Source organism: Dichotomicrobium thermohalophilum (genome assembly GCF_003550175.1).
Lineage (GTDB): Bacteria > Pseudomonadota > Alphaproteobacteria > Rhizobiales > Rhodomicrobiaceae > Dichotomicrobium > Dichotomicrobium thermohalophilum.
In genome coordinates, this window is record NZ_QXDF01000001.1 from 1,542,047 (window position 1) to 1,564,512 (window position 22,466).

The window sequence follows — 22,466 nt, forward strand, 5'->3', positions numbered from 1 at the left end:
TTCAGAACGACGGCTCCACAGCGATCGTCAGCACGCTCTGATAGCTGCCGGCCGCCAGCGGCTGGCCCGCGCGCAGACGCACCTGCAGTTCGACGGGTGAGACGGTTCCGTCCGGCGTTGTCTGCGGGGACTCGGCCAGGACGGGCTGATCCGCGCCCTCGGTGAGCAGCATCGCCGTGACAGACTGGAAGGTGGCATGTGCCTCCATGTCGATGAAGTCATCGAATCCTGGAGGCGCCGTACCGCCCTCGCGCGTGAGCGCCTTGCCCTCCAGCTTGAGCCGCGCACCCGTGTTGCACGCGGCTTCGGGAAGCCGCGTGCCGCGCTGTTCACCCTGCGGGCGGACATCTGCCCCGATGTCCTCGGTGAAATCGAGCGTGGCCTGCTGTGGGGGCGTGAGGCGGCACACTGCCGCGACCTCGGCGGCGACGGGGAGGGGCGTTTCGCTCAGCAGGTCCGGAAAACCCTGTGCGGGCATATAATATAGCCGGATTGTGGCCGTGCTGTCGACATAGGATCCGGGCGGTGCCGTCTGTTGTGCGGGTAGGCGGGCGCGTATGCTGAGGCTGGCCGCCTGGGTGCTGGCAAGCGTCAGATCGAGGTGCTGACCGGCCTCCGGGTCGGCAAGGCTTGGCGGATTGAGCAGGGTCGTGCCGTCGAGCGTTTCCAGCGCGTAGGCGAGCGTTTTGCCCGCGTTGCGCAGCCGCCCGCCGTCAGTGGCCGTAAACACCACGGCAAGCGGGCAGGGGGCATCGCCGGTGTTTGCGATCGTCACGGTCGTGACCTCGGTCAGGTCAGTTGGGGCAAACGGGTTGTAGGGATCCGAGACGCTTATCCGGGGCGCACCGCTGATCGCCACCCCATCGCAGGCGTCCTGGGCGGCCCCCGCGGCAGGAAGGAGAGCCGTTGCCGCCATGGCGAGCGCAAGGGATTTGCCCGGCCAGCCCGGCAGCATCACGGCTCGGTCCCTTCTGGTGCAGACGGTCTCAGCTCGCCGGCGCGAAAGAGACCCGTGGTGCCTCCGGGGACCACGAGGCTGAACCGCAGAGGAGGCTCGGTTGCCATTTCAATCTGCCAGCGGCCCGGTGCCAGCCCCTGCGCCGCGAAACGGCCCGCCGCGTTGGTGAAAAGGGTCACGCGCGGCGCATCGCCATGGGCTGGCGTGGCGGTGCCGGTGACAAGGCCGACGGGTTGGCCGTCCCGGTCAACAAGCCTGCCATAGGCCGTTACCGAATGCGTCGACCCGACGGTCAGCGCATAACCGGCCCGGTAGGATGGCTGCAGCGTGAATTCGCGGTCGCCGAGATCATAGCCGACAGGCAGATCCGCCACGTCGTAGCGCAATGTGCGGGGCGTGTAGGCGGCGAGGTTGGACACGAGCGCGGGGCCGAGCACGTCGCTGTAGCCGGCTGGGTCAGCCGGGTCGCCCAGCAGAACGCGGCGATCTGAGAGGCTTTCGTGCGGCGCGATAATCGCAAATCCGCCTGCGATGGGTGGACCGACTGCCACGTGGCCATCCGCAAACGCGATCGCGGTACCCATGCTCAGAGAGGTCCGCTGATCGGTCAGCGCGGGCGCGGCGTCTAAACCATGGACTGTGTCCAGGCTCGTGGTGTGCTCTAGGCTGACCACCGCGCGGTTGCCAGTATAGGTCAGCCCGGCATCCGCAGCGAGGTCTTCAGCCGGGGCATCGTAGAGCGTTTCGATGCTGGCGGTCCAGGATCCCGGGCCGTGGTCGACGCCCCGCGAGGCGGTGACGCTGGCCGTTGCATCGCCGGTTTCATAGCGCGCCGTGACGTTCGAGGCCGTGTCCGGCCGCCACCACAGGCGCAGGGCGGCCCGCAACTCATCCCGGTCGGTCTCTGCGGCTTCTTCTGTCAATGTGTCGAGCGCGGCGGAACTGTATTCGACCGACAGGCCCAGGCCGAAGTCCGGGCCTAACGCCTTCGACAACCCCAATCGCCCGCTGTAGGAGTCCGCCAGGTCTGCGTGGTCTGAGGCAAAGGCATAGCGGCCGGTTAAATTGGCGTGAATGTCCAGCGGCAATTCGCGCGAATAGCTGGCCAGCAGGCTGAACCAGTAGTCCTCCAGCGGATCGTCTTCCCCGGGAGTCGCGAAGGCGGTGCTACGCAGATCGGCCGACAGCCGGAGCCGCGACCTACTTTCCTCGGAGCGCAGGGCGTCCCAGTCGATTTCCAGCGCGCCGCCGACGCCGAATTCGCGGTGATAGCTCAGTGCCCCCTCCACGCCGAGAAAGCCGAAAGGCGTTGCGGTGAAGACAGCCGCGCCGGCCATCGCGGCGTCATGCCCGGCCTGAATGTGAGCTTCGCCCGTGATTTCGGGGGTCAGTCCCTGACGGTAATAGCCGGATGCGATCAGTTCGTCTTCGTAGGTCAGGTCACCATCCGCATAGTCGGACAGGGCGCCGGCGGCCAAGCCCCACTCGTAGAGGTCCTCCGCGAGGAGCGACGCGTCGAAGTATGAGGTGAATTCCAGCGTGCGCGCCTCGCCGAGATCGTCTGTGATGAGAAGGCGGATATCGTTTGCGCCGGCTTGCAGCGGCAGATCCTTGAGGTCGTACTCGCCGGGATCGAGCCGAAGCTGGCGCACGATGACGCCGTTCAGTTCGATCTTGACGGTGGAAGGCCGCGCGATACGGAACGAGCGTTCGCCCGTGGGGCGGATGTTCTCGCCGGGCTGCAGCTTGTGCAGGGAGCGTTCGACAGCGATGCCGAGAAGGTCGGGCCCGCGCTGAAAGCCTGTGACCGGCGGATTGATGTCGCCCGCCTGGAAGCGAAGCGCCTTCTCCGGGCGATCATGGACGAGCCGGGTGCCGCGCCGACTGAAGGCATCAAGGGCGGACAGCTCCAGCAGTCGATGGCTTCCGTCGTTGCCGCCGTCATAGGTCAGCTCGGTTTCTAGAACCACGTCTTCCCAGCGCAAGACGGCTTCCAGATTGGCTCGCGGGGGCGTGAAGCCGGCGGAGCCCCCGGCCGATGCGGTGACGTAATCCGCCCCGGCGCGCAGATTGAGATAGCCGCTGAAGCGGGCTGGTGGTGCCGGCGTTTCGGTGATGGCGCGCGAGCGCCGGATGCGCACTGTCCCCCGCGGACGCTGCTTCACGGCTGGCGTGAATTGCAGGCGCATGTTGCCAGCGTCGAAGCGGGTCTTGAAGCCTGCGGCGTTGAGCGCGGATAGGGCGAGGAAGCCGTCCGACGCGGGCAAGGCGCGCAGACGCGCGGCAACCTCGTCGCGCAAGAGCGGAGCGCAGGCGCGTGCAAACTGAGCCTTGTTGACCGCGACGGAATCGTCTGGCGCGATCTTGATGGCGACTTCACCCAGCCGCCGATCGCGCTCGCGCAACGCAACGATGAGCGAGAGCGTGCGGTCCGTTGGATTGAGGTCTGTGCGGGGCGCAGGCGAAGCGGAGGGGGCCGCGGATGCGGTCGCAACAATACCGTGGCCGGCCCCTGCCGCCATAAGGAGGGCGAGCAGGGCCGCCGCGACTCTCGTGTCGTGCGCTGCCTGCTTATCAGGCATTGCGAGTCGCTCTCCACGCAATCGGCTCACGGCCACGAAGCCCTAGCGTCGGGATGGCGGCTGATAGTCCAGTTGCGCCTGAAGCGATTGCACATCGTCCGGCAGCGGCACGGGGAGCTGGAAGGTCCGCGTTTGACCCGGCATGACCGTGCCGATTCCGAGCAGCGCGTCGAGAGTTTGCGGGGGTAGCACCTTGCGCCAGCCGCCGCCGCGAAGCCGGAGAGTCGCATCAGGAAGACGGGCATGAACGTTGGACGGGTTGCGCACGGTCACGGTCGGGATGCGCGCGCCGTTGCGCCCGCTGGCCGTGCCGTGGCGGACAAGTTCGAGCGCTGGCGCCCCTTCTGGCGGCGCGACATGGACGATGACGGCGAGGTTCATCAGGATCTGCACGGATGTCTGGCCGCTGGGCTCCGCGACAGGAAGCTGGTTCACCGAAATGCGGTAGGCGCGACTTTCCGCGATCATCGGGTCGCCAAGCCACTGGACCTTTAGCACCTGGCTGCCCCCCGGCGGGATCATCGCCTGCATGGGCAGCACGAGGAAATCCGTGTCGTTACGCTTGACGATCTGGTTGCCTTCGGCGTCCCGGATCACCCGCGAGACCACTGCCTCGATAGGCAGCGGCCGGTCGCCGCGGTTGACGACTCGGATGTCGGCGCGGCTGCGCGGGCCTGCGGAGACCATGTCCAGATAAACCGGGCTGACGCTCATTGCCCGCGCCGGCGAGGACTCGACCCCGTTTGCAAAGAGCAGACCAAGGCCGAGAAGTGATGCCGCGAGAAGGCGCGCAGTGAGAGAACGCAGGACGCTCATTCGGCACCCTTTTTACTCATGCGATACTCAAGCCGACCCCGTCGTCCCGGGCTCTACAGACGCGATAGGTTTGAGGACGACAGCGCACGGCACAATCAACGGTCCGCGCCGGGGATGACACCCGGGCATCCCCGGCTCGCCGCAGCCGGTCGGCGGCACGGTCGCTCAGGACGGCGAACGCTCGCCGCGCTGCGCGCATCACCGACCGACGGGCCGCTGAGGATTATTGCGGGATGATCTTGACCTTCAGATCGTCAACGTAGGTTCCGGACTGAAGGACGCCCGACACCTCCTCGGGCACGACTTCAAGGGTCAGCGGCAGACTTGTCGGCATGGCGCCCCCGAATGCCGATGCGGCGCTGATGGACTCCGGCGTGCCGGTACCAGACGTCGAGGACGTATCGAGTTGCACGACTTGAGTACCGTTCTGTTTAAGCGTTGCGGTATAGTCAAAGCTTGTCAGATATTCGGTACCAAGCGCACTCTGGTTCCCCAGAATCTCGACCCCATGATGCACGACGGCACCATGCTGGGACTCCAGCTCGACACTCGCCGTCGTGTTGCATGTGATAGTGGCATCGGCGGTCAGCGCCTGCATGGCGTTTGGTCTTCCGCTGGCGGTCAACGGAAGGTCAAGATCGCCGAAACTTGAGTCGAATTCGCAGATTTTGGGAATGTCAGCACGGATTGTGACCGTCTCAGTCGCTGTGACGTCGTTCGCGTCAGCGGAGGCGCCGCTCAGGGACAATGCCACAGCCGCGACGCCCATTGCGATGACAGGGTTCGCTGAAAACCGTCCTCTCTTTTTGATGATCATGTTATGTGCCCCTTCCTACTCGTTACGTGCCCGAAGGGCTCAAGCGACTAGCCCAAGGTGTCGATTTGGTTCCGCGGACGGGTGCGGCCGCGCCGTCCACGTCGGGATCGGCCCCCATCAGGCTACTTGACGCCCGCGGTTTAAAGCGTCTCGTAACCTATCCCGAAAAAAATCGCGCCACAAGTGAAAAATTTGGAACGCGTTTACGCGTAGCATTGCGTGCAGGGAGCCTTCGTGCGGGTGGGCACGGCAACGGTGATTCGATTGTTAGCGGAAAAATGGTCGGAGCGGCGGGATTCGAACCCACGACCCCCGGTCCCCCAGACCGGTGCGCTACCGGGCTGCGCTACGCTCCGACTGATAACAGATAGATAAGTGCAGTCTGCCCACTGGCCCAGAGAGGGTCAAGCGCGAAAGCACGGGCCGCATGTGGTCAGGCTGCGGGCGCGGCTCGTTGCGCACCGGCCAGAAGCTGACGGCATTGCTCGAGTTCGTTGAGCGCGCTTTCAAGCGACCGGCGTTGCGAAGGGCTCAGCCCTTCACCGTCGGTCCCCTTTGCCTCGTTCCCGTCGGCGCCTGCGTCCCGGCTCCGGCGCTTCGCCGGGGCCTTCGCGCGTTGCAGGGCGGCTTGCCGGGCGTGACCCGCTGTCTCGCCCGCGAGATCGGGCAGGGCGGATTTCGCGCGTGTGGTGTCGTCAGATGCAGCCGTCCGACAGTAGTTCTTGACGTAATTCACGCCGTGCTGCCGCAAAACCCGCTGCAGCCCGCGGATCGTGTAGCCCTCATCGTGCAGCAGGGTGCGGATGCCGCGCAGGAGTTCCACGTCCTCCGGCCGGTAATAGCGGCGATTGCCGCCGCGCTTCATCGGCTTGACCTGCGCGAACTTGGTTTCCCAGAACCGCAGCACGTGCTTGGGAACATCAAGCTCCGCCGATACCTCGCTGATAGTCCGAAATGCTTCCGGCGACTTGCCCAACGATCTGCCCTCTAGAACGTTGACCGGCCAAGAGACCCCGCGTTACTCGGCCGCCTGCTTGCGGCTGAGCTTCTTGTTAATCCGCTCTTTCATGATGTTGCTGGGGCGGAACCCGATCACGCGACGCGGTGCAATCGGCACCGTTTCGCCCGTTTTGGGGTTGCGGCCGACGCGTTCGCGCTTTTGGCGCACATTGAATGTTCCGAATGAAGAAATCTTCACCCGCTCACCCCGCTCGAGACAGGCGGCAATTTCCTGGATGACGCTTTCCACCATTTCGGCGGACTCGTTGCGCGGCAGGCCCACTTCGCGGATCACCGCTTCTGTGAGATCGGCGCGCGTAATGGTCTTGGCCTGTGAAGCCATGGTCACGACCTCTCCACAGCCGGACGATAAAGTGAATGGTAACGGAGTTTTTCGGGGCGGGTCAATTGCCGGGGCGGCAAAACGCTGACTGAAAACGGATTTTTCTTTGATTGGCCCGGTCGTGGATGGTTACCAGCGTACCAGCGCCGCTCCCCAGGTGAAGCCACCGCCCATCGCTTCCAGCAGGACGAGGTCGTCTTCCTTTATGCGTCCGTCCTCGTACGCGACGTTGAGCGCCAGCGGGATCGACGCGGCAGAGGTGTTGCCGTGCCTGTCAAGAGTGATGACGATCTTCTCGTCCGGCAGGCCGATCTTGTTGGCGGTACTGGTTAGAATCCGCTGGTTGGCCTGATGCGGCACGAACCAGTCAACGTCCGAGGCGCCCAGCTTGTGGTCTTCCAGAGCCTCCTCGATCACGGCGGCGATCTTGTTGACAGCAAAGCGGAAGACCTCGCGGCCCTGCATCCGCAGGTGCCCGGTTGTCCCCGTGGATGAGGGGCCGCCGTCAACGTAGAGCATTTCCTTGTAGCGGCCGTCGGAGTGAAGATAGGTGCCAAGCACGCCGCGATCGGTGTCATCGCCGCGGGCTGGCTGCGCCTCCAGCACGACCGCTCCGGCGCCGTCTCCGAACAGAACACAGGTGCCGCGGTCATCCCAGTCGAGGATGCGCGAGAACGTTTCCGAACCGATGACGAGCGCGCGCTTGACCTGACCCGTCTTGATGAAATTGTCGGCGGTGGCCAAAGCGTACACGAAGCCGGTACACACCGCCTGCAAATCGAACGCAGCGCCGTGATGAATGCCGAGCCTGGCCTGCACGGTCGTCGCTGTGGCAGGGAAGGTGTTGTCCGGCGTGGAGGTGGCCAGCACGATCAGGTCGATATCGTTCGGGCGACGGCCGGCGCGTTCCAGAGCCTGTTCGGCGGCGGCGACGGCCATGTCGGAGGTCAATTCGCCTTCGGCGGCGATGTGGCGCTGCTTGATCCCGGTTCGCTCGGTAATCCAGTCGTCCGAGGTATTGACCATGCGGGCGAGGTCGTCATTGGTGAGGATCTTCTCGGGAAGATAGGCCCCGCATCCCAGAATGACCGAGCGGACTGCTGTCACCTTAGTGCGTTCCTTGCTCAACTGTCTTGCGTGTGGGCGCGGTATCAGTCCCGCCCGTTTCCTCCGCGCCATCTTCCAGCGCGGCCTGGAACTTGGTCACGTCGCGGGCGATGCTGTCGCACAGATTGCTGCGCGCCATGTCATGGCCCAGGTCCACCGCGCTGGCGAAGCCGACTGCATCGGTGCCGCCGTGGCTCTTGATGACGATGCCGTTCAGGCCCAGGAACACGCCGCCATTAAGCTGGCGCGGGTCCATTTTCTTGCGCAGCGCCCGGAAGGCGCCCTGGGCCAGAAACGCCCCGATCCGAGACAAGAGCGAGCGGTTCACCGCAGCGCGGAAATACTCGGCTATCTGTTTGGCGGTGCCTTCCGCCGTTTTCAAGGCAATGTTCCCGGTAAACCCTTCGGTGACCACCACATCGACGACGCCCTGGCCGACATCGTCCCCCTCGACATAGCCGTAATACCGCACCGGCAGCGTTGAGGAGGCGAGGGCGGTGTTCGCCTTTTTCACCTCATCCAGGCCCTTGATCTCCTCCACACCGACGTTAAGCAGCGCGACGGAGGGTTTTTCGACCTGGAACAACGCCCGGGCCATCGCTGCGCCCATCTCGGCGAAGTTGACGAGTTGGCGCGCATCCGCCCCGACATTGGCGCCCACATCGAGCACGATGCATTCGCTGGCCACCGTCGGCCAGATCGCCGCGATTGCCGGACGGTCAATACCAGGCACGGTCTTGAGGCAGAATTTTGCCATGGCCATCAGCGCACCGGTGTTGCCCGCCGAAATGACGACATCGGCGTCCCCACGTTTGACCGCTTCCAGCGCCAGCCAGATGCTGCTCTTCCAGCGGCCCTGTTTGAGGGCCTGGCTCGGTCGCGCATCCATCGCCACGGCGACATCGGTGTGGACGATCTCGACCTTCCCCTTGAGATCGGCGTGCTTGTCGATTTCGGGCAGGATCAGCTGCTCGTCCCCGAACAGCAGGAAGCGCGCATCTGGATGGCGCACGGCTGACAGGGCCGTTCCCGCCACAGAGACCGGCGGACCATGGTCTCCGCCCATCGCGTCCACGGCTATCGTGATCGCATTTGTCATGGTTGCCGAACTAAGATGGCCCTTGCGCATCGGCAAGCGCATAAGCGCATTGAAAGCCCCTCTCGCGCCCGAAGGCGCTCAGACCATAACGATTTCAAGCGGCAAGACAACCGAATTTTCGCTCTGACGTCACGGTCCTCGGTCGGCTCAGGCGGTGCCGCCGTTGCGCTTGGGCAGGTCCTTCAGCACGGCAAACGGGCTTTCCGGCTTGCTGACGGTCTCTTCCCATTCGAGTTCGGCATTCTCGCGGCGGGGGAAGGGAGGCAGCGAGACGCTCAGCAGCTCCTCCAGTAGCTGGCCGGGATCAATGACGCCCTCCTCGATCATCTCCGGGCCTTCCTCCTCCGGCTCGACCGCGACCTCACCGGACTCGGCCACCTGCTGCTCCCAGATCTCCGGTGGCCAGAATTCGATGCTGACGTCCTCGTCAAACTCGCGCGCGATCGGTTCGAGCGTGACCCCGCAGGTCTGCGTGGCCTCTGCGTGCCAGTGTCCGGTCAGGCGAAAGCGTCCGCGGCGTGTCGGCGTGACCTTGTAGGAAAAGACGAGCTTGTCCAGCGCGGCGAGATCGAGCCGCTGGGCCAGCGCCGCGCGCTCGTCGGCGCTCGCTTCAATGTGGCCTTCGACGCCTTCAGGCGGAATGTCCCCGGTGTCGAGGGCGCGGGAGAGGATCGCGCCGTTATCGGTTTCTGGCATGGTGACGACCTTCAAATCCGTTGTGGATGGCATGGGCGGAATATGCGCTCCGCCTGCGCGGATTAAAGGCCTAGCCGGCGCGCCGTGCCCGCGCGACTTCCGGGAAATCCAGATACCCCTGCAACAGATGGGTCAGCGGCGTCTCGCGGATGGTGTGCAGCGCCGTGATGATATATTCCGCGACAGCCTGCGCGTTGACCTGCGTGTTCGGGTTGCCGGAGCGAAAGCTCTTCCACACGGCCTCGGCCAGCGCGGCGGTGTCCTCGTTCTCTGCGGCCTGCGCATAGATGAGGATCTGGCCATAGAAAAGCCCGGCGATGCGACGGACCTCCCCGGGCACCTGATCCTCGCTCACGCCGAGGTCGCGTACCATGCTGTCCATTTCGCGGATGAACGCTTCGACCACCTCGCGCCCAAGCAGTTCGCCCTCTTTGCCGGCGAGGCGCAGGTTCTGCAGCACCATGAACATGTGGATGACCAGCATGTCGAAGCGCCCGGACAGCGTGTCAGGCACCCCGAATCGGAGATAAAAAGCCGGATTGCGCGACTGCGCCACAATTGCATCGTATAACTTTTCGGCAACTTCCTTGCGCGCCGCGCGTTCGCCAAACCAACGGAACATGATGCTTACGAGAACTCCGCGTGTTGGTTTTCTATAGGGTCGGCCGCCCGCCCTCAAATCGCCGGGACCAGACGTCGGAGAGAGCGCCCGCAGCAACGCTGAGATGTTTGACGTGCCAGATCACCAGGGTAAATCCTTTATGCCAAAATCGTACAAAAGCCAATCTGCAAGACCCGCTGGCCCAACACAAGGGGTGTTTGGGGCGCGAGCAAGGCGATTGCTCCTTGTCGGCGCCCTGGCCGTGACCGTGACAGCCTGCGCGGTGCGCACCTCGCAGCACGGCGCGATCTTCACCGAGGCCGAAATCCAGCAGATCCAGCAGGGCATGACCCGCGACCAGGTCGAGCTGACACTGGGCTCGCCCAACGCGAAGTCGACGGTTGGCGACGGCGTCTACTACTACATCTCCACAAAGACCGAGCAGCCCGTGGGCTTCATGGCGCCCCAGGTTGTGGATCGCCGCGTGCTGGCCGTTTACTTCGACGAGAACCGACAGGTCGAGCGCGTGGCGCATTACGGCCTGGAGGACGGCAAGGTCATCGACTTCATCACGCGCAAGACGCCGACCTATGGCGGCGAAGAGGGCCTGTTGCAGGAGCTGTTCCGCAACATCGGCTCAGGCGTGAACCCGAGTGTAAGCGGAAGCTAGCGGAGGCCATAATGGCAGGGGGCACAGGAGTTAGCCGGCTTGTTTTCGGGATTTACGGCGCGGTCGTGCTGGCCGGCATGGTGCTCGCCTGGTACTGGAACATTTACTGGCTGATCCTGCCGACGCTGGCCGGGCTGGACATGGTGCTGGTTGCGATCACGGGCGTCGGGCTGGTGACCTGGCTGGCGCGGGTGGTGCGCATCGGCCGCTGAGGGGGTGCGATGCGGCTTGAGGGCAGAAAAACGCTCATCACGGGCGCGAGCCGTGGCATTGGCGCGGCCATAGCGACGCGCTTCGCCGCCGAGGGCGCGGATGTCGCCATCACGTATTTCCGTTCGCCCGAGGCGGCCGAAGAGGTCGCCGCGGAGATGCGCGCGCAGGGCGTGACGGCCGAGGCGATCCGGGCGGACGCGGGCGATGCGGCGGCGATGCGCGCGGCGGTGGCTGAGGCGCGCGAACGGCTTGGCGGGCTGAACGTGCTCATCAACAACGCCGGCATCTTTGACGGCCAGCCGCTGCCCGAAACCAGCGAGGCCGATTTCGACCGCACCATCGACGTGAACCTGCGCGGGCCGTATGTCGCCGCGCTCGCGGCCGCCGAAGGCATGGCGGCGGGCGACACCATCATCAACATGGCCAGCGCCTTCGGCCTGCGCGCGCCCGCGCCGGGGCTGGGGCTATATGCGATGAGCAAGCACGCGCTGATCGGGCTGACCCGCGGGCTGGCGCGCGATCTGGGGCCGCGCGGCATCACCGTGAACGCCATCGCGCCGGGGCCGATCGAGACGGAGATGAACCGCGCGGAAGGGCGCTCCGCCAAGCTGATGACGATGATGACGGCGCTGGGCAAATACGGCAAGCCGGAGGATGTGGCGGGGCTGGCGGTGTATCTGGCGAGCGCCGATGCGGCCTATGTCACCGGCACGGTGATGAGCGTGGATGGAGGTTTCTCCGCTTAGTTCACGCAGCTCGTCATAATAGCAAGCTTGTTACGCGGCATCATCAAGCTGGATCGGTTTTGTTAATTCGGGTAGAGGACTCATCAGTTCTGTCACGTCAATGGGAACCCGGCGGCGCGCGTTCTTGGCAGTAAGAGCACGCCAGTTGCGGTAACATTCCACCGTCAAGCCGAACGGGCAGCCTCGATGAGCGGCCCAAGCGCCAATGTTTTGGAAATTGCGTCTCGAGAAGAAGGTCTGGAATTCCTTAATTTCTTCGATAATCTCATTCAAAGTATTGTGAGCCTGACGCACTTGGCCAGCTAACTCAGGAAGCTCTTCCTGCGTCATTGCTTTGTCTATCCGATCTAGAGCTGTTTCATAATTGCTGCCGAAGCTGTCCAATGTCTTGAAGACGAAATCGAGGCGATCTATAATATTGCACTTCGTGCGGAGAGCTGCTTGACCCTGAATTTGAGCAAAGTTGATTCGCTGCCATTTGGGGACGGGCTTGCCATGCTCGTCTTGCACGTAGTGCTTTTCGTCAACCTGAAGCCAACCTGCTTGCGTTGTTGCTGCCCGACGTAATTCAGCGAAAGCCTTCGTCGTTTTGAGAAGCTGAGAATGAGCTACGATCGCTGCCTCAGCGTGTGGCCGTATTGCTTCCGCGGCAAGCCGGAGCCGCACGAGCTTGGCAGCGTTAGTAACAAGAAAGCCCAACGCAGTTAGCTCAGCACGTTCTCGATCGAAGCGAGCTTCTTCGCGCCAGAAGCGTTCTCCGTAATGTTTTGCCCCGCAAATCGGGCCGATTATATAAAGCCATCCGTTCACCAGAATTAGCATGCCGTCACGCTTCCATTTAGGATGCGCGCCGCAAATATTGCAGGGTGCTAAAGCACCTCCGCGCTTTGTTGGATCGATCGAGATGTGCTTGATAATGATCGTGATTTCACAGTCTTCAGGCGGTGCTATCCCTTGAACAACTCCCTCAAAGCTCTCTGGGAAAGCGCTCTTTCTCATGTGCGCTACAAACCGATCACGTATGCTGTCCGCGCCAATGTTAAGCCACGGACCCGGCGAACTGACATCGACAGACACGCAAACAGACTCCTTGTCTCATTGACGTTTTGCAATGCGCCACAATTCGTTCCTGATTCGGTCTGAGCCTTCAATTGCATTTGTGGTTTTTTCACAACCTTGCGGAACAAGGCCCGCAGTCATGATCTGCCACCTTCAACAACCCCCCACCCCCATTCATCGCTTTGACATGCGCCTGTGGCCTCCTATAGTCGCAGATGCGGCGCGGCGTCGCCCCCGATCCGCACGCACGGCCGCCCTTAAGCCATTTGCTTGAACCGCTTTTCAGGAAAGCCCGCCATGAGCCTGTCTCGCGCGCCCGGCCTCAGCCGGTGGTTCCCCGTTTTCCTCGCCCTGTTCGCCCTCGCGCTCGCCAGCGCCCCGCGCGCCGCCGCCTATACCAACGACCAGATCGCGCGGGAGGCGCAGAATTTCGAGCAGTACCTGCGCGATAGCTGGTCGGCCGAGGGCGCGAGCGCGGCCGAATTCCGCGAGCGGGGGAACGTCGCGCGCAAGAACAACAACCCGCGCGCGGCCACCGGCGCCTACGCTTCCGCGCTGGTGCTGGAGCCGCAGGACGCGGCCACCTGGCTGGCGCTGTCGCGCGCCTATCTGGCGATCAACCCGTCCAATTTTTCTGAAGACCGCAACTTCTCGCGCAACGCGACCTCGGCGGCGTATCTCGCCGTGCAGCGCGCCGCCTCCGACCCGCTGAAGGCCGCCGCGCTGGCCGAACTGGGCAAGGGACTGGCGAAGCGCTCCTGGTGGCGCCCGGCGATCAACGCCTATGCCGCGAGCCTCGATGTCCGCGAGAGCGAGAGCGTGCGCGCGGCCTATGAAAAGCTGCGGGCCGAGCGTGGCTTCCGCATGCTGGACTACACGGTCGAGTCCGACGCCGCAGCGCCGCGCGTGTGCATCCAGTTCTCCGAGCGGCTCGCCAAGGGCGTCGATTTCAGCACCTACATCAGCGTGAATGGCCGCGACCCGGCGGGCGTGGCAGTGGATGACCAGCAAATCTGCGTCGAGGAGTTGCGCCACGGCGAGCGCTATGCCTTGCGCCTGCGCCAGGGGCTGCCTTCGGCGATCGGCGAGACGCTGCTCAAGCCCGTCGATCTCAGCATCTATGTGCGCGACCGCTCGCCCTCTGCGCGCTTCACCGGGCGGAATTACGTGCTGCCGCGCACCGGGCAGAAGGGCCTGCCGGTTGTCACGGTGAACACGCGCGAACTGGACATGGCGCTTTATCGCATCGGCGACCGCCGCCTCGCGCATGAGGTGCTGGAAGGCGCCTTCGGCGAGCAGCTGGCTGGCTACCGCGCCGAAGAGATCAAGAACGAGCACGGCGAGCTGCTCTGGGAAGGGCAGATGCCCGTCGAGATGGAACTGAACGAGCAAGTCACGACGGCCTTCCCGATCGACGAAATTCACGGCGACCTGAAGCCCGGCCTCTACGTGATGACCGCCCAGCCCGCCTCGGAGGAAACCGAGAGCTGGCGCGAGCGTGCGACGCAGTGGTTCGTGATCTCCGATATCGGCCTCACGGCGATGACCGGGGAAGACGGCATCCATGTCTTCGCCCGCTCGCTGGCAAGCGCCGACGCGATGGCCGGGCTGGAAGTGCGCCTGCTGGCGCGCAACAACGACGTGCTGCAGACCGTGCGCACGGACGAGAGCGGCTATGCGAAGTTCGATGCCGGCCTGACGCGCGGGGAGGGCGGTGTGTCGCCCGCGATCGTCGTCGCGCGCACGCCGGAAGGCGATTACGGCTTCCTCGACATCACCAAGTCCGCCTTCGACCTGACCGACCGGGGCGTGGCGGGCCGCGCCGCGCCGGGGCCGCTCGATGCGATGGTGTTTGCCGAGCGCGGAGTCTACCGGCCGGGCGAAAATGTCTACCTGACCGCGCTCCTGCGCGATGACACCGCGAAGGCCGTTTCCGCGCCGCTGACCCTGATCATCCGCCGGCCCGACGGCAAGGAGCACGCCCGCGTCACGCTTGAGGATCAGGGCGCGGGCGGGCGCGCGCATACGCTCACTTTGCTCGATAGCGCGATGGCCGGGACGTGGCGGGTCACCGCGCATGTCGACCCTGAAGCCCCGGCGATTGGCGAGACGGCGTTCCTCGTCGAGGATTACGTGCCGCAGCGCATGGAGATGGACCTGAGCGCGGGCGATGCGCCCGCCTCCGCCGATGAGCCCGCGCGGATCGCGCTCGAAGGCCGCTATCTCTACGGCGCGCCCGCTGCTGGCCTGCAGGTCGAGGGCGAGGTGCGCCTCGCGCCGACGCGCAGCATTGACGCCCATTCCGGCTATGTCTTCGGGCTGGCCGAGGACGAGGCGACGCCGGTACGCGCGCCGCTTTCTGACCTTCCGCGCACGAACGACGAAGGCCGCGCGGAGATCACCGCGCCGCTGCCCGCGCTGCCCGAGACCACGCGCCCGCTGAAAGCCGACATCACCCTGCGCCTGCGCGAGCCGGGCGGCCGCGCCATCAGCGAGACAGTGAGCGTGCCTGTTGCGAGCGAGGCCAGCCATGTCGGTATCAAGCCGCTGTTCGATGGCGGCCGCGTGCCTGAGAACAGCGAGGCCGGCTTCGAGATCGTGGCCGTCGACGGCGCCGGCGCGCGCGTTTCCTCCGGCCCGCTGGAATGGGAGCTGCTGCGCGTCTACCGACGCTACCAGTGGTACAGCCGCAACGGCCGCTGGGACTACGAGCCGGTGACGTATACCGAGCGCGCGGCCAGCGGCACGGTGGAGCCAGGCGCCGAGGGCGCGCCCGCACAGATCGCCGCGCCCGTCGATCGCGGCCGCTACCGGCTGGAGATCACCCGCGCAAGCGACGGCGCGCGCGCGCTGCCGGTCGCAAGCTATGACTTCACCGCCGGTTGGTACGTTTCCGACGCCGCCGACTCTCCTGACATCCTTGATCTCGCGCTTGACCGCGAAAGCTACCGGCCGGGCGAGACCATGCAAGTGCGCATCGACCCGCGCATGGCCGGGAAGGCCGTCGTCAGCGTCGTTTCCGACGAAATGCTCGCGATGCGCGAGATCGACGTGCCTGCCGACGGCGCGAGCGTCTCCTTCACGGTGCGCGACGACTGGGGGCCGGGGGCTTATGTCACCGCTTCGCTGTTCCGCCCGATGCAAGAAGACGCCGGGCGGATGCCGAGCCGCGCGGTGGGCGTCGCGCATGTGCCGGTCGACCAGAGCGCGAACACGCTGAAGCTCAGCCTCGACGCGCCAGAGCGGATGCGCCCGCGCCAGACGCTGTCGCTGCCCGTGCAGGTCGCCGGCCTCAGCGCGGGGGACACGGCTTACATGACCGTGGCGGCCGTGGATGTCGGCATCCTGAACCTGACCGGCTATGAGCCGCCCAAGCCCGATGAACATTTCCTCGGCCAGCGCCGGCTCGGCATGGAAATCCGCGATCTCTACGGCCGGCTGATCGACGGGATGCAGGGCACGCGCGGGACGATCCGCACCGGCGGCGACGGACCCGGAGGCGGCATGGCCATGCAGGGCCGGCCGCGCAGCGTCGAGCCGGTTGCGCTCTACTCGGGCATCGTCGAGGTCGGCCCGGACGGAACGGCGGAGGTCAGTTTCGACATTCCGGCCTTCGACGGGACGATCCGTCTGATGGCGGTCGCGTGGAGCGCGGGGCGGGTCGGCCACGCGGTCTCCGATGTCGTGGTGCGTGATCCCGTAACCGTGCTGGGGACCGCCCCGCATTTCCTCACCATCGGCGACAGGTCCCAGCTCCATCTCAGCCTGCACAACGTCGACGGCCCGGCAGGGAGGTATACCCTGAGCGCCGAGGCGAGTGGTGGGCTCAGCCTCACCGGCGAGGCCGAGCGGACGCTCAAGCTTTCCGAAGAAGAGCGTGTGTCAGTGCGTCTGCCGGTAGAGGCTGCTGCGCTTGGTGCGTCGCGGGTCCGGGTCACGCTCGAAGGACCGGAAGGCTTGACGATTGCGCGCGATTATCACGTGCCCATCAAGCCGGCCGCGCCGGATGTCTCGCGCCGCACCGTGCAAAAGCTGGCGGCAAAGTCCGGCACATTGACGGTGAGCGGTGATCTCGCCGCGGATCTGATCCCCGAGACAGTGAAGGTGGCGGTTAATGTCGGGCAGAGCGCGGCAATGGACGTGCCGGGGCTGCTGTTGGCGCTCGATCGCTTCCCCTACGGTTGCGCAGAGCAGACGGTGAGCCGGGCGCTGCCACTGCTTTACCTCAATGAACTGGCCGACCGCTCAGGTGTCGCGGGTGAGGACGGCGCGCAGGCGCGCGTCGAAAAAGCCATTGCACGGCTGGCGGCGCTGCAAGGCACGAGCGGCGATTTCGGCCTGTGGTCGGCGGGCAGCTATAACACCTGGCTGACGGCCTATGTCACCGACTTCCTGCTACGCGCGCAGGAGAAGGGCCATGACGTGCCGGAGCAGATCATGACTCCGGCGCTTGACCGGCTGCGTAACGCTGTCAGCTATGCCTCCGACTTCAGCGATGGGGGCGACGATCTGGCCTATGCGCTTTATGTGCTGGCGCGGGCCGGGCGCGCGGTGATCGGCGATTTGCGCTATTACGCCGACGCGAAGCTGGACGACTTTTCCACGCCTCTGGCCCAGGCGCAGATCGGCGCGGCGCTGGCGCTTTACGGCGATACAGAGCGGGCCCGCAAGGCCTTTGATGCGGCGCGCGCGCGGCTGAAACCGGCCCAAGCGGCGCAAACGCCGCTGCGTTCCGACTTCGGGAGCCGGCTGCGCGATAGCGCCGGGCTTCTGACTTTGGCCGCCGAGACGCGCGTGATGGATGATGCGCTTGGCAGGCTGGCCGAAACCGTAACGGCCTGGCGCGCACAGAAGACCGGCACAACGACGCAGGAGAACGCGTGGCTGCTGCTGGCCGCGCATGCGCTGGCCGAGGAGGGCGACGCGACCAGGCTGGAGGTCGGCGGCGAGCCGCAGCAAGGGCCTGTTCAGCGCGTGTTGACCGGCGAAGAACTGGCGGCCGAACCGTTCGTCGTGCGCAATCTCTCCGAGCGCCAGACGCCCGTATCGCTTCTCGTGACCGGCGCGTCTGCCACGCCTGAGCCGGCCGCGCAGTCGGGCCTCCACATCGAGCGGCAGGCCTACACCCTGGACGGCGAACCGGTGTCGCTGGAGGAGGCGGAGCAGAACGGCCGCTATGTGATCGTGCTGACCGTCAAGGAGGAGCGCCCGCTGCTCGGTCATCTCGTCGTAGAGGATCGCCTGCCGGCCGGCTTCCAGATCGAGAACCCGCGGCTGGTGCCCGAAAGCGGGCCTGGGACTTTGCCCTGGCTCGAAACCCAGGGTCGGCCCGTGCACACTGCCTTTGGCGATGATTCCTTCATGGCAGCGTTCGCGCTGACCAACCCTGACCGCCAGCAGCCGGCAAAGCTGCGCATGGCCTATGTCGTCCGTGCCGTGACGCCGGGCGAGTATGTTCAGGGCGGCGCGAAGGTCGAGGACATGTACCGGCCCGAGCGGTTCGCCCGCACGGCCCCGGGCAAGGTGCGCGTGGTCGGCGCGCAGGAGTAGTGAGACGGTGGCATGGCGGAAAGGCGCGGGCTTGTCAGACGCTGGGTCTTTCTGCTGCTGCCGGCGCTGTTTTTGCCGCTTGTGGTATTCGCCACGCTGACCGCCTTCGAGCGTGCGCTCGGGCCGGTCCCGCTCGGCAAGCTTGACGAAAATTCCCGCCTCGTGCTCGACCGAGAGGGGCGTCTCCTGCGCGCCTTCACCACGGTCGAGGATCGCTGGCGGCTGCCCGTCGTGCTTGAGGATGTCGACCCACGCTTTCTCGACATGCTGCTGGCCTACGAGGACAAGCGGTTCCGTAGCCACGGCGGCGTCGACTTCCGGGCGATGGCGCGCGCGGCCTGGCAGTTCGTGCGCGAGGGCGAGTTGGTCTCCGGCGCTTCCACGATCACTATGCAGCTCGGCCGGCTGCTCGACGACCTCGAGACTCGCTCCTTCACCGACAAGGCGGTGCAGATCATCCGCGCGCGGCAGCTTGAGCGGCAAATGTCGAAGCGTGAGATTCTTCAAGCTTACCTGACTCTTGCGCCCTACGGCGGCAATATCGAAGGGGTCAGGGCGGCGAGCCTCGCCTATTTCGGCAAGGAGCCGGACAGGTTGGCGCTGCATGAGGCGGCGCTACTGGTCGCGTTGCCGCAGTCGCCGGAAACGCGCCGGCCCGACCGCCATCCGCAGACCGCGCGCCGAGCGCGGGATCGCGTGCTGGACCGCGTCGCGCGTGACGGCGTGATTACGCGGGCGCAGGCGCGCTGGGCCAAGAGCCAGCCGGTGCCCGACGCGCGGCAGTCCTTCCCGATGCTGGCGGCACATCTGAGCGAGCGGATGCTCGCCCGCCATTCGGGGCGGGACGTGCTGCGCCTGAGCCTCGACAAGACGCTGCAGGCCGGCGTTGAGCGGGCGGTGGCTCAGGCCGCGCAGCGGCTCGGGCCGAAGATCTCGGCGGCGGCGCTCGTGGTCGATCACACCACGGGAAAGGTCCGCGCGCATGTCGGCTCGCCGGGGTATCTCGACGCCGCGCGTCGTGGGGCGATCGACATGACGCGGGCGGTGCGCTCGCCGGGGTCTGCGCTCAAGCCATTCATCTACGGGCTGGCCTTCGAGGCAGGGCTGGCGCATCCACAGACGCTGATCGAGGATCGGCCCACCCGCTTTTCGCGCTACGCGCCGCGCAATTTCGATAGCGATTACAAGGGCACCGTGACGGTCGCCGAGGCGCTGCAGCTTTCGCTGAACGTGCCGGCGGTGAAGATGCTGGCGGCGGTCGGGCCGGCACGTTTGGCGGCGCGGCTGCGCCATGCCGGTTTTTCGATCTCAGTGCCGCGCAATCTCGCGATCGCGCTCGGGGGCATCGGCCTGAGGCTGGATCAGTTGACCGCGCTTTATGCCGGGCTGGCGCGCGGGGGTGAGCCTGTCGCCTTGGGATACCTCGCGGAGCAGGGGGGCGTGGGGCACGAGCGCGCGGCGATCCTGTCACCCGTTGCGGCCTGGTACGTTTCGGACATCCTGCGCGGCGCGCCGCCACCGCGCCATGCCAAGGGTGGGCGCATCGCCTTCAAGACTGGCACGTCCTATGGCCATCGCGATGCGTGGTCAGCGGGCTCTCGCGGACGTTATACGGTCGCGGTCTGGGTCGGTCGCGCGGACGGGACGGCGACGCCGGGGCTGACCGGCCGAGCGGCCGCCGCGCCGCTGTTGTTCGACATTTTCGCCATGCTAGATGGGGCGGCTAAGCCCGCAGAGCCGCCGCGGGGCGCGCTGATCGCCAAAACGCGCGACCTGCCGATGCGCCTGCGCTATTTCGATGCGCGCCTGCGCCAGGCAGCAGCCGGGCGCAGCGTGACCGCGCCGCCGGTGCGCATCGCCTTCCCGCCGGATGGCGCGGAGCTGGCCCTGCAGAAGCTGCCCTCCGGCGCACCCGCGCCGCTGCCGTTCAAGGCCGAGGGCGGCGCGCTGCCGCTGACCTGGCTGGTCGAAGGGCGGCCTGTTCAGGGGCGCGCTGGGCGGCGGCAACTGCTGTGGGAGCCGGATGGGCGGGGCTTTGTCGAGATCGTCGTTGTCGATGCGAAGGGCCGCCGCGATCGCGTGCAGGCGCGGATTCGCTAGGCTCCCGTGCACACCGCCAGGTGCTCCAGCACCAGCGGGTTGACCCGATCCGGATGGCTCAAGGGGCTCATATGGCCAGCCTGCGGGATTGTGCGCCGCTCAACATTCGGCAGTGTCTCCAAGAGGATGTCGATGACGGCCCGGGCCGGCGCGCGGGTGCGCCCGCCCATGATGAGCCGCGTGGGCGCACGGATCGCAGCGTAATCGGCCAGATCCGCCTCCATCCGCTCGATCAGCGCAAACTCCTTGGCGACCTTGTCGATGGTCTCCAACACGCCGCGCTTGAGCCGCTTCGGCGCCAGCCACCAGCGCCACCGTCCCATCCAGAAGCCCATGTAAATCGCTGCGGCCTGCTTCGGCTGGCCGGCGCGCATCGCTTGGAGGACGCCGCCAGCGACCCGGGTGATCTGGGCCAGCGGGATCTCGTGGCCGCCGGGCCTGAGCAGATGGAACGACACCGGCTCGATCAGCGTCAGGCTCCCCACTTTCGTCCCAAGCTGGCGCGCGGCTTCCAGCGACAGCATCGCGCCGTAGGAGTGCCCAACGAGATGCACCGGCGCGCCCGCAAGCGCCGCCAGCTCGGTGATGAGGGCGACTTCGGTTTCCGGCTCCAGCGGGCGATCCGCCGGCCAGCGATCCGATGCGCCGTAGCCGATCAGGTCGGGCGCGAACACCTCGTAGCGCTGTTCAAGCTGCTGGATGAGCGGGCGCAGCGCCTTGTGCGAGGCGCTGGAGCAGTGCGCGGCAATGACCGGCGGGCCCGCGCCGCCATGATGATAGGCCGCGGTGAAGCCCCGGACATCGAGGCTCTCCAGTCCGTCGCGGCGGCTCGCGATCGCGGTGTCCATCACGCGGCGGACTTTGCCTTCGGCGGTTTCTTCAGCCCGCCCATGCGGCAGATCATTTCCCAGGCGTCCGGCTCAACCGGCTGCACCGATAGCCGCGACTGTTTGATGAGCGCCATCTCCGAAAGCTCTGGCTCGGCCTTGATCTGAGCGAGGGTCACAGGTTCGGGCATGCCCTCGCGGGCGGCGACATCCACGCACATCCATTTGCCTTCGGGGTCGGTACTGTCCGGATGCGCTTCAGCGACCACTTCGACGATGCCGACGATCCGCTTCTCATTGACCGAGTGATAGAAGAAGCCGAGATCCCCCTTCTTCATGGCAAGCATCTGGTTCTTGGCCTGATGATTACGCACGCCGTCCCATTCGGCGCCGTCGTTGCCGGCTTCCACCTGATCATCCCAGGACCATGTGCCGGGTTCGGACTTGAAGAGCCAGTAAGCCATCTCGCGGCGACCTCGTGCTGACGGGTTGGCCTCGGAGGACGCCGCGCGTTCAGGCATCCTCCAGCAGGGCGGCGCCGAGTATTGCGCCCGATTGCGAGTCTTGCAAGATCACCGCGCAACGATCCGCATCGGGAGTCATGACGGTGTCATGCGAAAGCGTGAGTGTCCGGGGCTTGCCCCGCCAGGTGCCGACGAGCTTCAGCCCGCGCGAGACATTGTGGTAGGTGATCGTTTTCCCGCGGTTCTCGCCGCGCTTGATGGCGACAGTGCTGGCGGACCGGAGCGGCACGACGATGATGTCGGCTGGCCCGGTCGCTTCAGCCGCGCCGATCTGGAGGCGAAACATCTTGCCGGCGGCTTCGATCTCTACAGGTACCCGCTTCGGATCCTCGTGCGCCGTACGGATGGCCGCCTGCACCGCGTCGGCCCGGCTGCCGATCACGCCGATATGGCCATTGACCACGATTTGCGGCGTATACACGTTGGGCCGATCCAGATGGCGCGCGTAGCGCCGCTGGCGCTCGCTGTGTTCGGCGCGGCCCAATGTGTCTTTCCAGTCCAGATGGTCCCAGTAATCCACCGGCAGGGAAAGAGCGATGACGTCGTCGCGCTCAGCAAGTTCGCCCAGTAGCCGATCGGCGGGCGGGCAGGCGGAGCACGCCTGGCTGGTGAACAGCTCGACGACGACCGGGCCGCTGTTCTTCTGCGCTTTGGCATCAGACGCCGATAGCATTGCAAGGCATGCGGCCAGAGCGATCAGGGGACAAAGGACAAGCGCGCGGGTCACAGACGCGGCCATTCGGGTCGATCCTCTCGCGT

Annotated in this window: 19 protein-coding genes and 1 tRNA gene; 5 read left to right on the forward strand and 15 right to left on the reverse strand. The window is 65.8% G+C overall.

The window, feature by feature from the left end:
- Position 1: 1 nt before the first annotated feature.
- The 11 genes from BXY53_RS07085 to BXY53_RS07135 all read right to left on the reverse strand — a co-directional run bounded on the left by BXY53_RS07085 (position 2) and on the right by BXY53_RS07135 (position 10,039).
- Positions 2–955 carry a Csu type fimbrial protein gene (locus tag BXY53_RS07085; RefSeq protein WP_119061143.1) on the reverse strand — a complete coding sequence of 318 codons (954 nt, stop codon included), beginning with the start codon at positions 953–955 and terminating at the stop codon, positions 2–4.
- The gene (locus tag BXY53_RS07090; RefSeq protein ID WP_147361525.1) at positions 955–3,540 is read right to left on the reverse strand and encodes a hypothetical protein; all 2,586 of its coding nucleotides are present in this window, start codon (positions 3,538–3,540) and stop codon (positions 955–957) included. Before BXY53_RS07090 ends, BXY53_RS07085 begins: the two co-directional genes overlap by 1 nt.
- A 42-nt stretch (positions 3,541–3,582) precedes the next feature.
- Entirely contained in the window at positions 3,583–4,356 is a 774-nt protein-coding gene (locus BXY53_RS07095; RefSeq protein ID WP_119061145.1) for a fimbrial biogenesis chaperone, read from the reverse strand.
- Positions 4,357–4,579: 223 nt separating this feature from the next.
- On the reverse strand, positions 4,580–5,173 hold the full coding sequence (locus BXY53_RS07100) for a hypothetical protein (protein WP_119061146.1): 594 nt from the start codon (positions 5,171–5,173) through the stop codon (positions 4,580–4,582).
- Positions 5,174–5,452: 279 nt separating this feature from the next.
- Positions 5,453–5,529: transfer RNA gene (locus BXY53_RS07105), tRNA-Pro, on the reverse strand.
- 77 nt (positions 5,530–5,606) lie between these two features.
- Positions 5,607–6,149 carry a MerR family transcriptional regulator gene (locus tag BXY53_RS07110; RefSeq protein WP_119061147.1) on the reverse strand — a complete coding sequence of 181 codons (543 nt, stop codon included), beginning with the start codon at positions 6,147–6,149 and terminating at the stop codon, positions 5,607–5,609.
- Positions 6,150–6,191: 42 nt separating this feature from the next.
- Positions 6,192–6,515 carry an integration host factor subunit alpha gene (locus BXY53_RS07115; RefSeq protein WP_119061148.1) on the reverse strand — a complete coding sequence of 108 codons (324 nt, stop codon included), beginning with the start codon at positions 6,513–6,515 and terminating at the stop codon, positions 6,192–6,194.
- 129 nt (positions 6,516–6,644) lie between these two features.
- On the reverse strand, positions 6,645–7,622 hold the full coding sequence (locus BXY53_RS07120) for a beta-ketoacyl-ACP synthase III (RefSeq protein ID WP_119061149.1): 978 nt from the start codon (positions 7,620–7,622) through the stop codon (positions 6,645–6,647).
- A gap of 1 nt (position 7,623) precedes the next feature.
- Positions 7,624–8,721, reverse strand: coding sequence for a phosphate acyltransferase PlsX (gene plsX / locus BXY53_RS07125; RefSeq protein WP_119061150.1), 1,098 nt, complete (start codon positions 8,719–8,721; stop codon positions 7,624–7,626).
- 147 nt (positions 8,722–8,868) lie between these two features.
- Positions 8,869–9,417, reverse strand: coding sequence for a YceD family protein (locus BXY53_RS07130; protein WP_170144368.1), 549 nt, complete (start codon positions 9,415–9,417; stop codon positions 8,869–8,871).
- Positions 9,418–9,487: 70 nt separating this feature from the next.
- Complete coding sequence (locus BXY53_RS07135; protein ID WP_119061152.1) at positions 9,488–10,039, reverse strand: ubiquinol-cytochrome C chaperone family protein; 552 nt, start codon at positions 10,037–10,039, stop codon at positions 9,488–9,490.
- Between the two features lie 217 nt (positions 10,040–10,256).
- Between BXY53_RS07135 and BXY53_RS07140 the strand changes: the two genes are divergently transcribed.
- From BXY53_RS07140 to BXY53_RS07150, 3 genes are read left to right on the forward strand one after another with little or no spacing between them, the layout of a single operon-like run.
- Positions 10,257–10,688, forward strand: coding sequence for an outer membrane protein assembly factor BamE (locus BXY53_RS07140; RefSeq protein ID WP_245410384.1), 432 nt, complete (start codon positions 10,257–10,259; stop codon positions 10,686–10,688).
- Positions 10,689–10,699: 11 nt separating this feature from the next.
- Positions 10,700–10,900, forward strand: coding sequence for a hypothetical protein (locus BXY53_RS07145; protein ID WP_119061153.1), 201 nt, complete (start codon positions 10,700–10,702; stop codon positions 10,898–10,900).
- Between the two features lie 9 nt (positions 10,901–10,909).
- Positions 10,910–11,647, forward strand: a complete 738-nt coding sequence (locus BXY53_RS07150) for an SDR family NAD(P)-dependent oxidoreductase (RefSeq protein ID WP_119061154.1) — start codon at positions 10,910–10,912, stop codon at positions 11,645–11,647.
- Between the two features lie 30 nt (positions 11,648–11,677).
- On the opposite strand, the gene BXY53_RS07155 is transcribed toward BXY53_RS07150, so the two are convergent.
- The gene (locus BXY53_RS07155; RefSeq protein WP_147361526.1) at positions 11,678–12,724 is read right to left on the reverse strand and encodes a hypothetical protein; all 1,047 of its coding nucleotides are present in this window, start codon (positions 12,722–12,724) and stop codon (positions 11,678–11,680) included.
- Between the two features lie 279 nt (positions 12,725–13,003).
- Here BXY53_RS07155 and BXY53_RS07160 point away from each other — a divergent pair, with 279 nt between their 5' ends.
- Positions 13,004–18,256 carry an alpha-2-macroglobulin gene (locus tag BXY53_RS07160; RefSeq protein WP_119061156.1) on the forward strand — a complete coding sequence of 1,751 codons (5,253 nt, stop codon included), beginning with the start codon at positions 13,004–13,006 and terminating at the stop codon, positions 18,254–18,256.
- Between the two features lie 12 nt (positions 18,257–18,268).
- Positions 18,269–20,356 carry a penicillin-binding protein 1C gene (gene pbpC, locus BXY53_RS07165; protein WP_119061157.1) on the forward strand — a complete coding sequence of 696 codons (2,088 nt, stop codon included), beginning with the start codon at positions 18,269–18,271 and terminating at the stop codon, positions 20,354–20,356.
- On the opposite strand, the gene BXY53_RS07170 is transcribed toward pbpC, so the two are convergent.
- The 3 genes from BXY53_RS07170 to BXY53_RS07180 are packed head-to-tail and all read right to left on the reverse strand — an operon-like array spanning position 20,353 to position 22,434.
- Complete coding sequence (locus BXY53_RS07170; protein ID WP_119061158.1) at positions 20,353–21,204, reverse strand: alpha/beta fold hydrolase; 852 nt, start codon at positions 21,202–21,204, stop codon at positions 20,353–20,355. The genes pbpC and BXY53_RS07170 overlap by 4 nt on opposite strands.
- Positions 21,204–21,647, reverse strand: a complete 444-nt coding sequence (locus tag BXY53_RS07175) for an EVE domain-containing protein (RefSeq protein ID WP_119061816.1) — start codon at positions 21,645–21,647, stop codon at positions 21,204–21,206. Before BXY53_RS07175 ends, BXY53_RS07170 begins: the two co-directional genes overlap by 1 nt.
- Positions 21,648–21,696: 49 nt before the next feature.
- Positions 21,697–22,434 carry a DUF1223 domain-containing protein gene (locus tag BXY53_RS07180; RefSeq protein ID WP_170144369.1) on the reverse strand — a complete coding sequence of 246 codons (738 nt, stop codon included), beginning with the start codon at positions 22,432–22,434 and terminating at the stop codon, positions 21,697–21,699.
- Between the last annotated feature and the right edge of the window lie 32 nt (positions 22,435–22,466).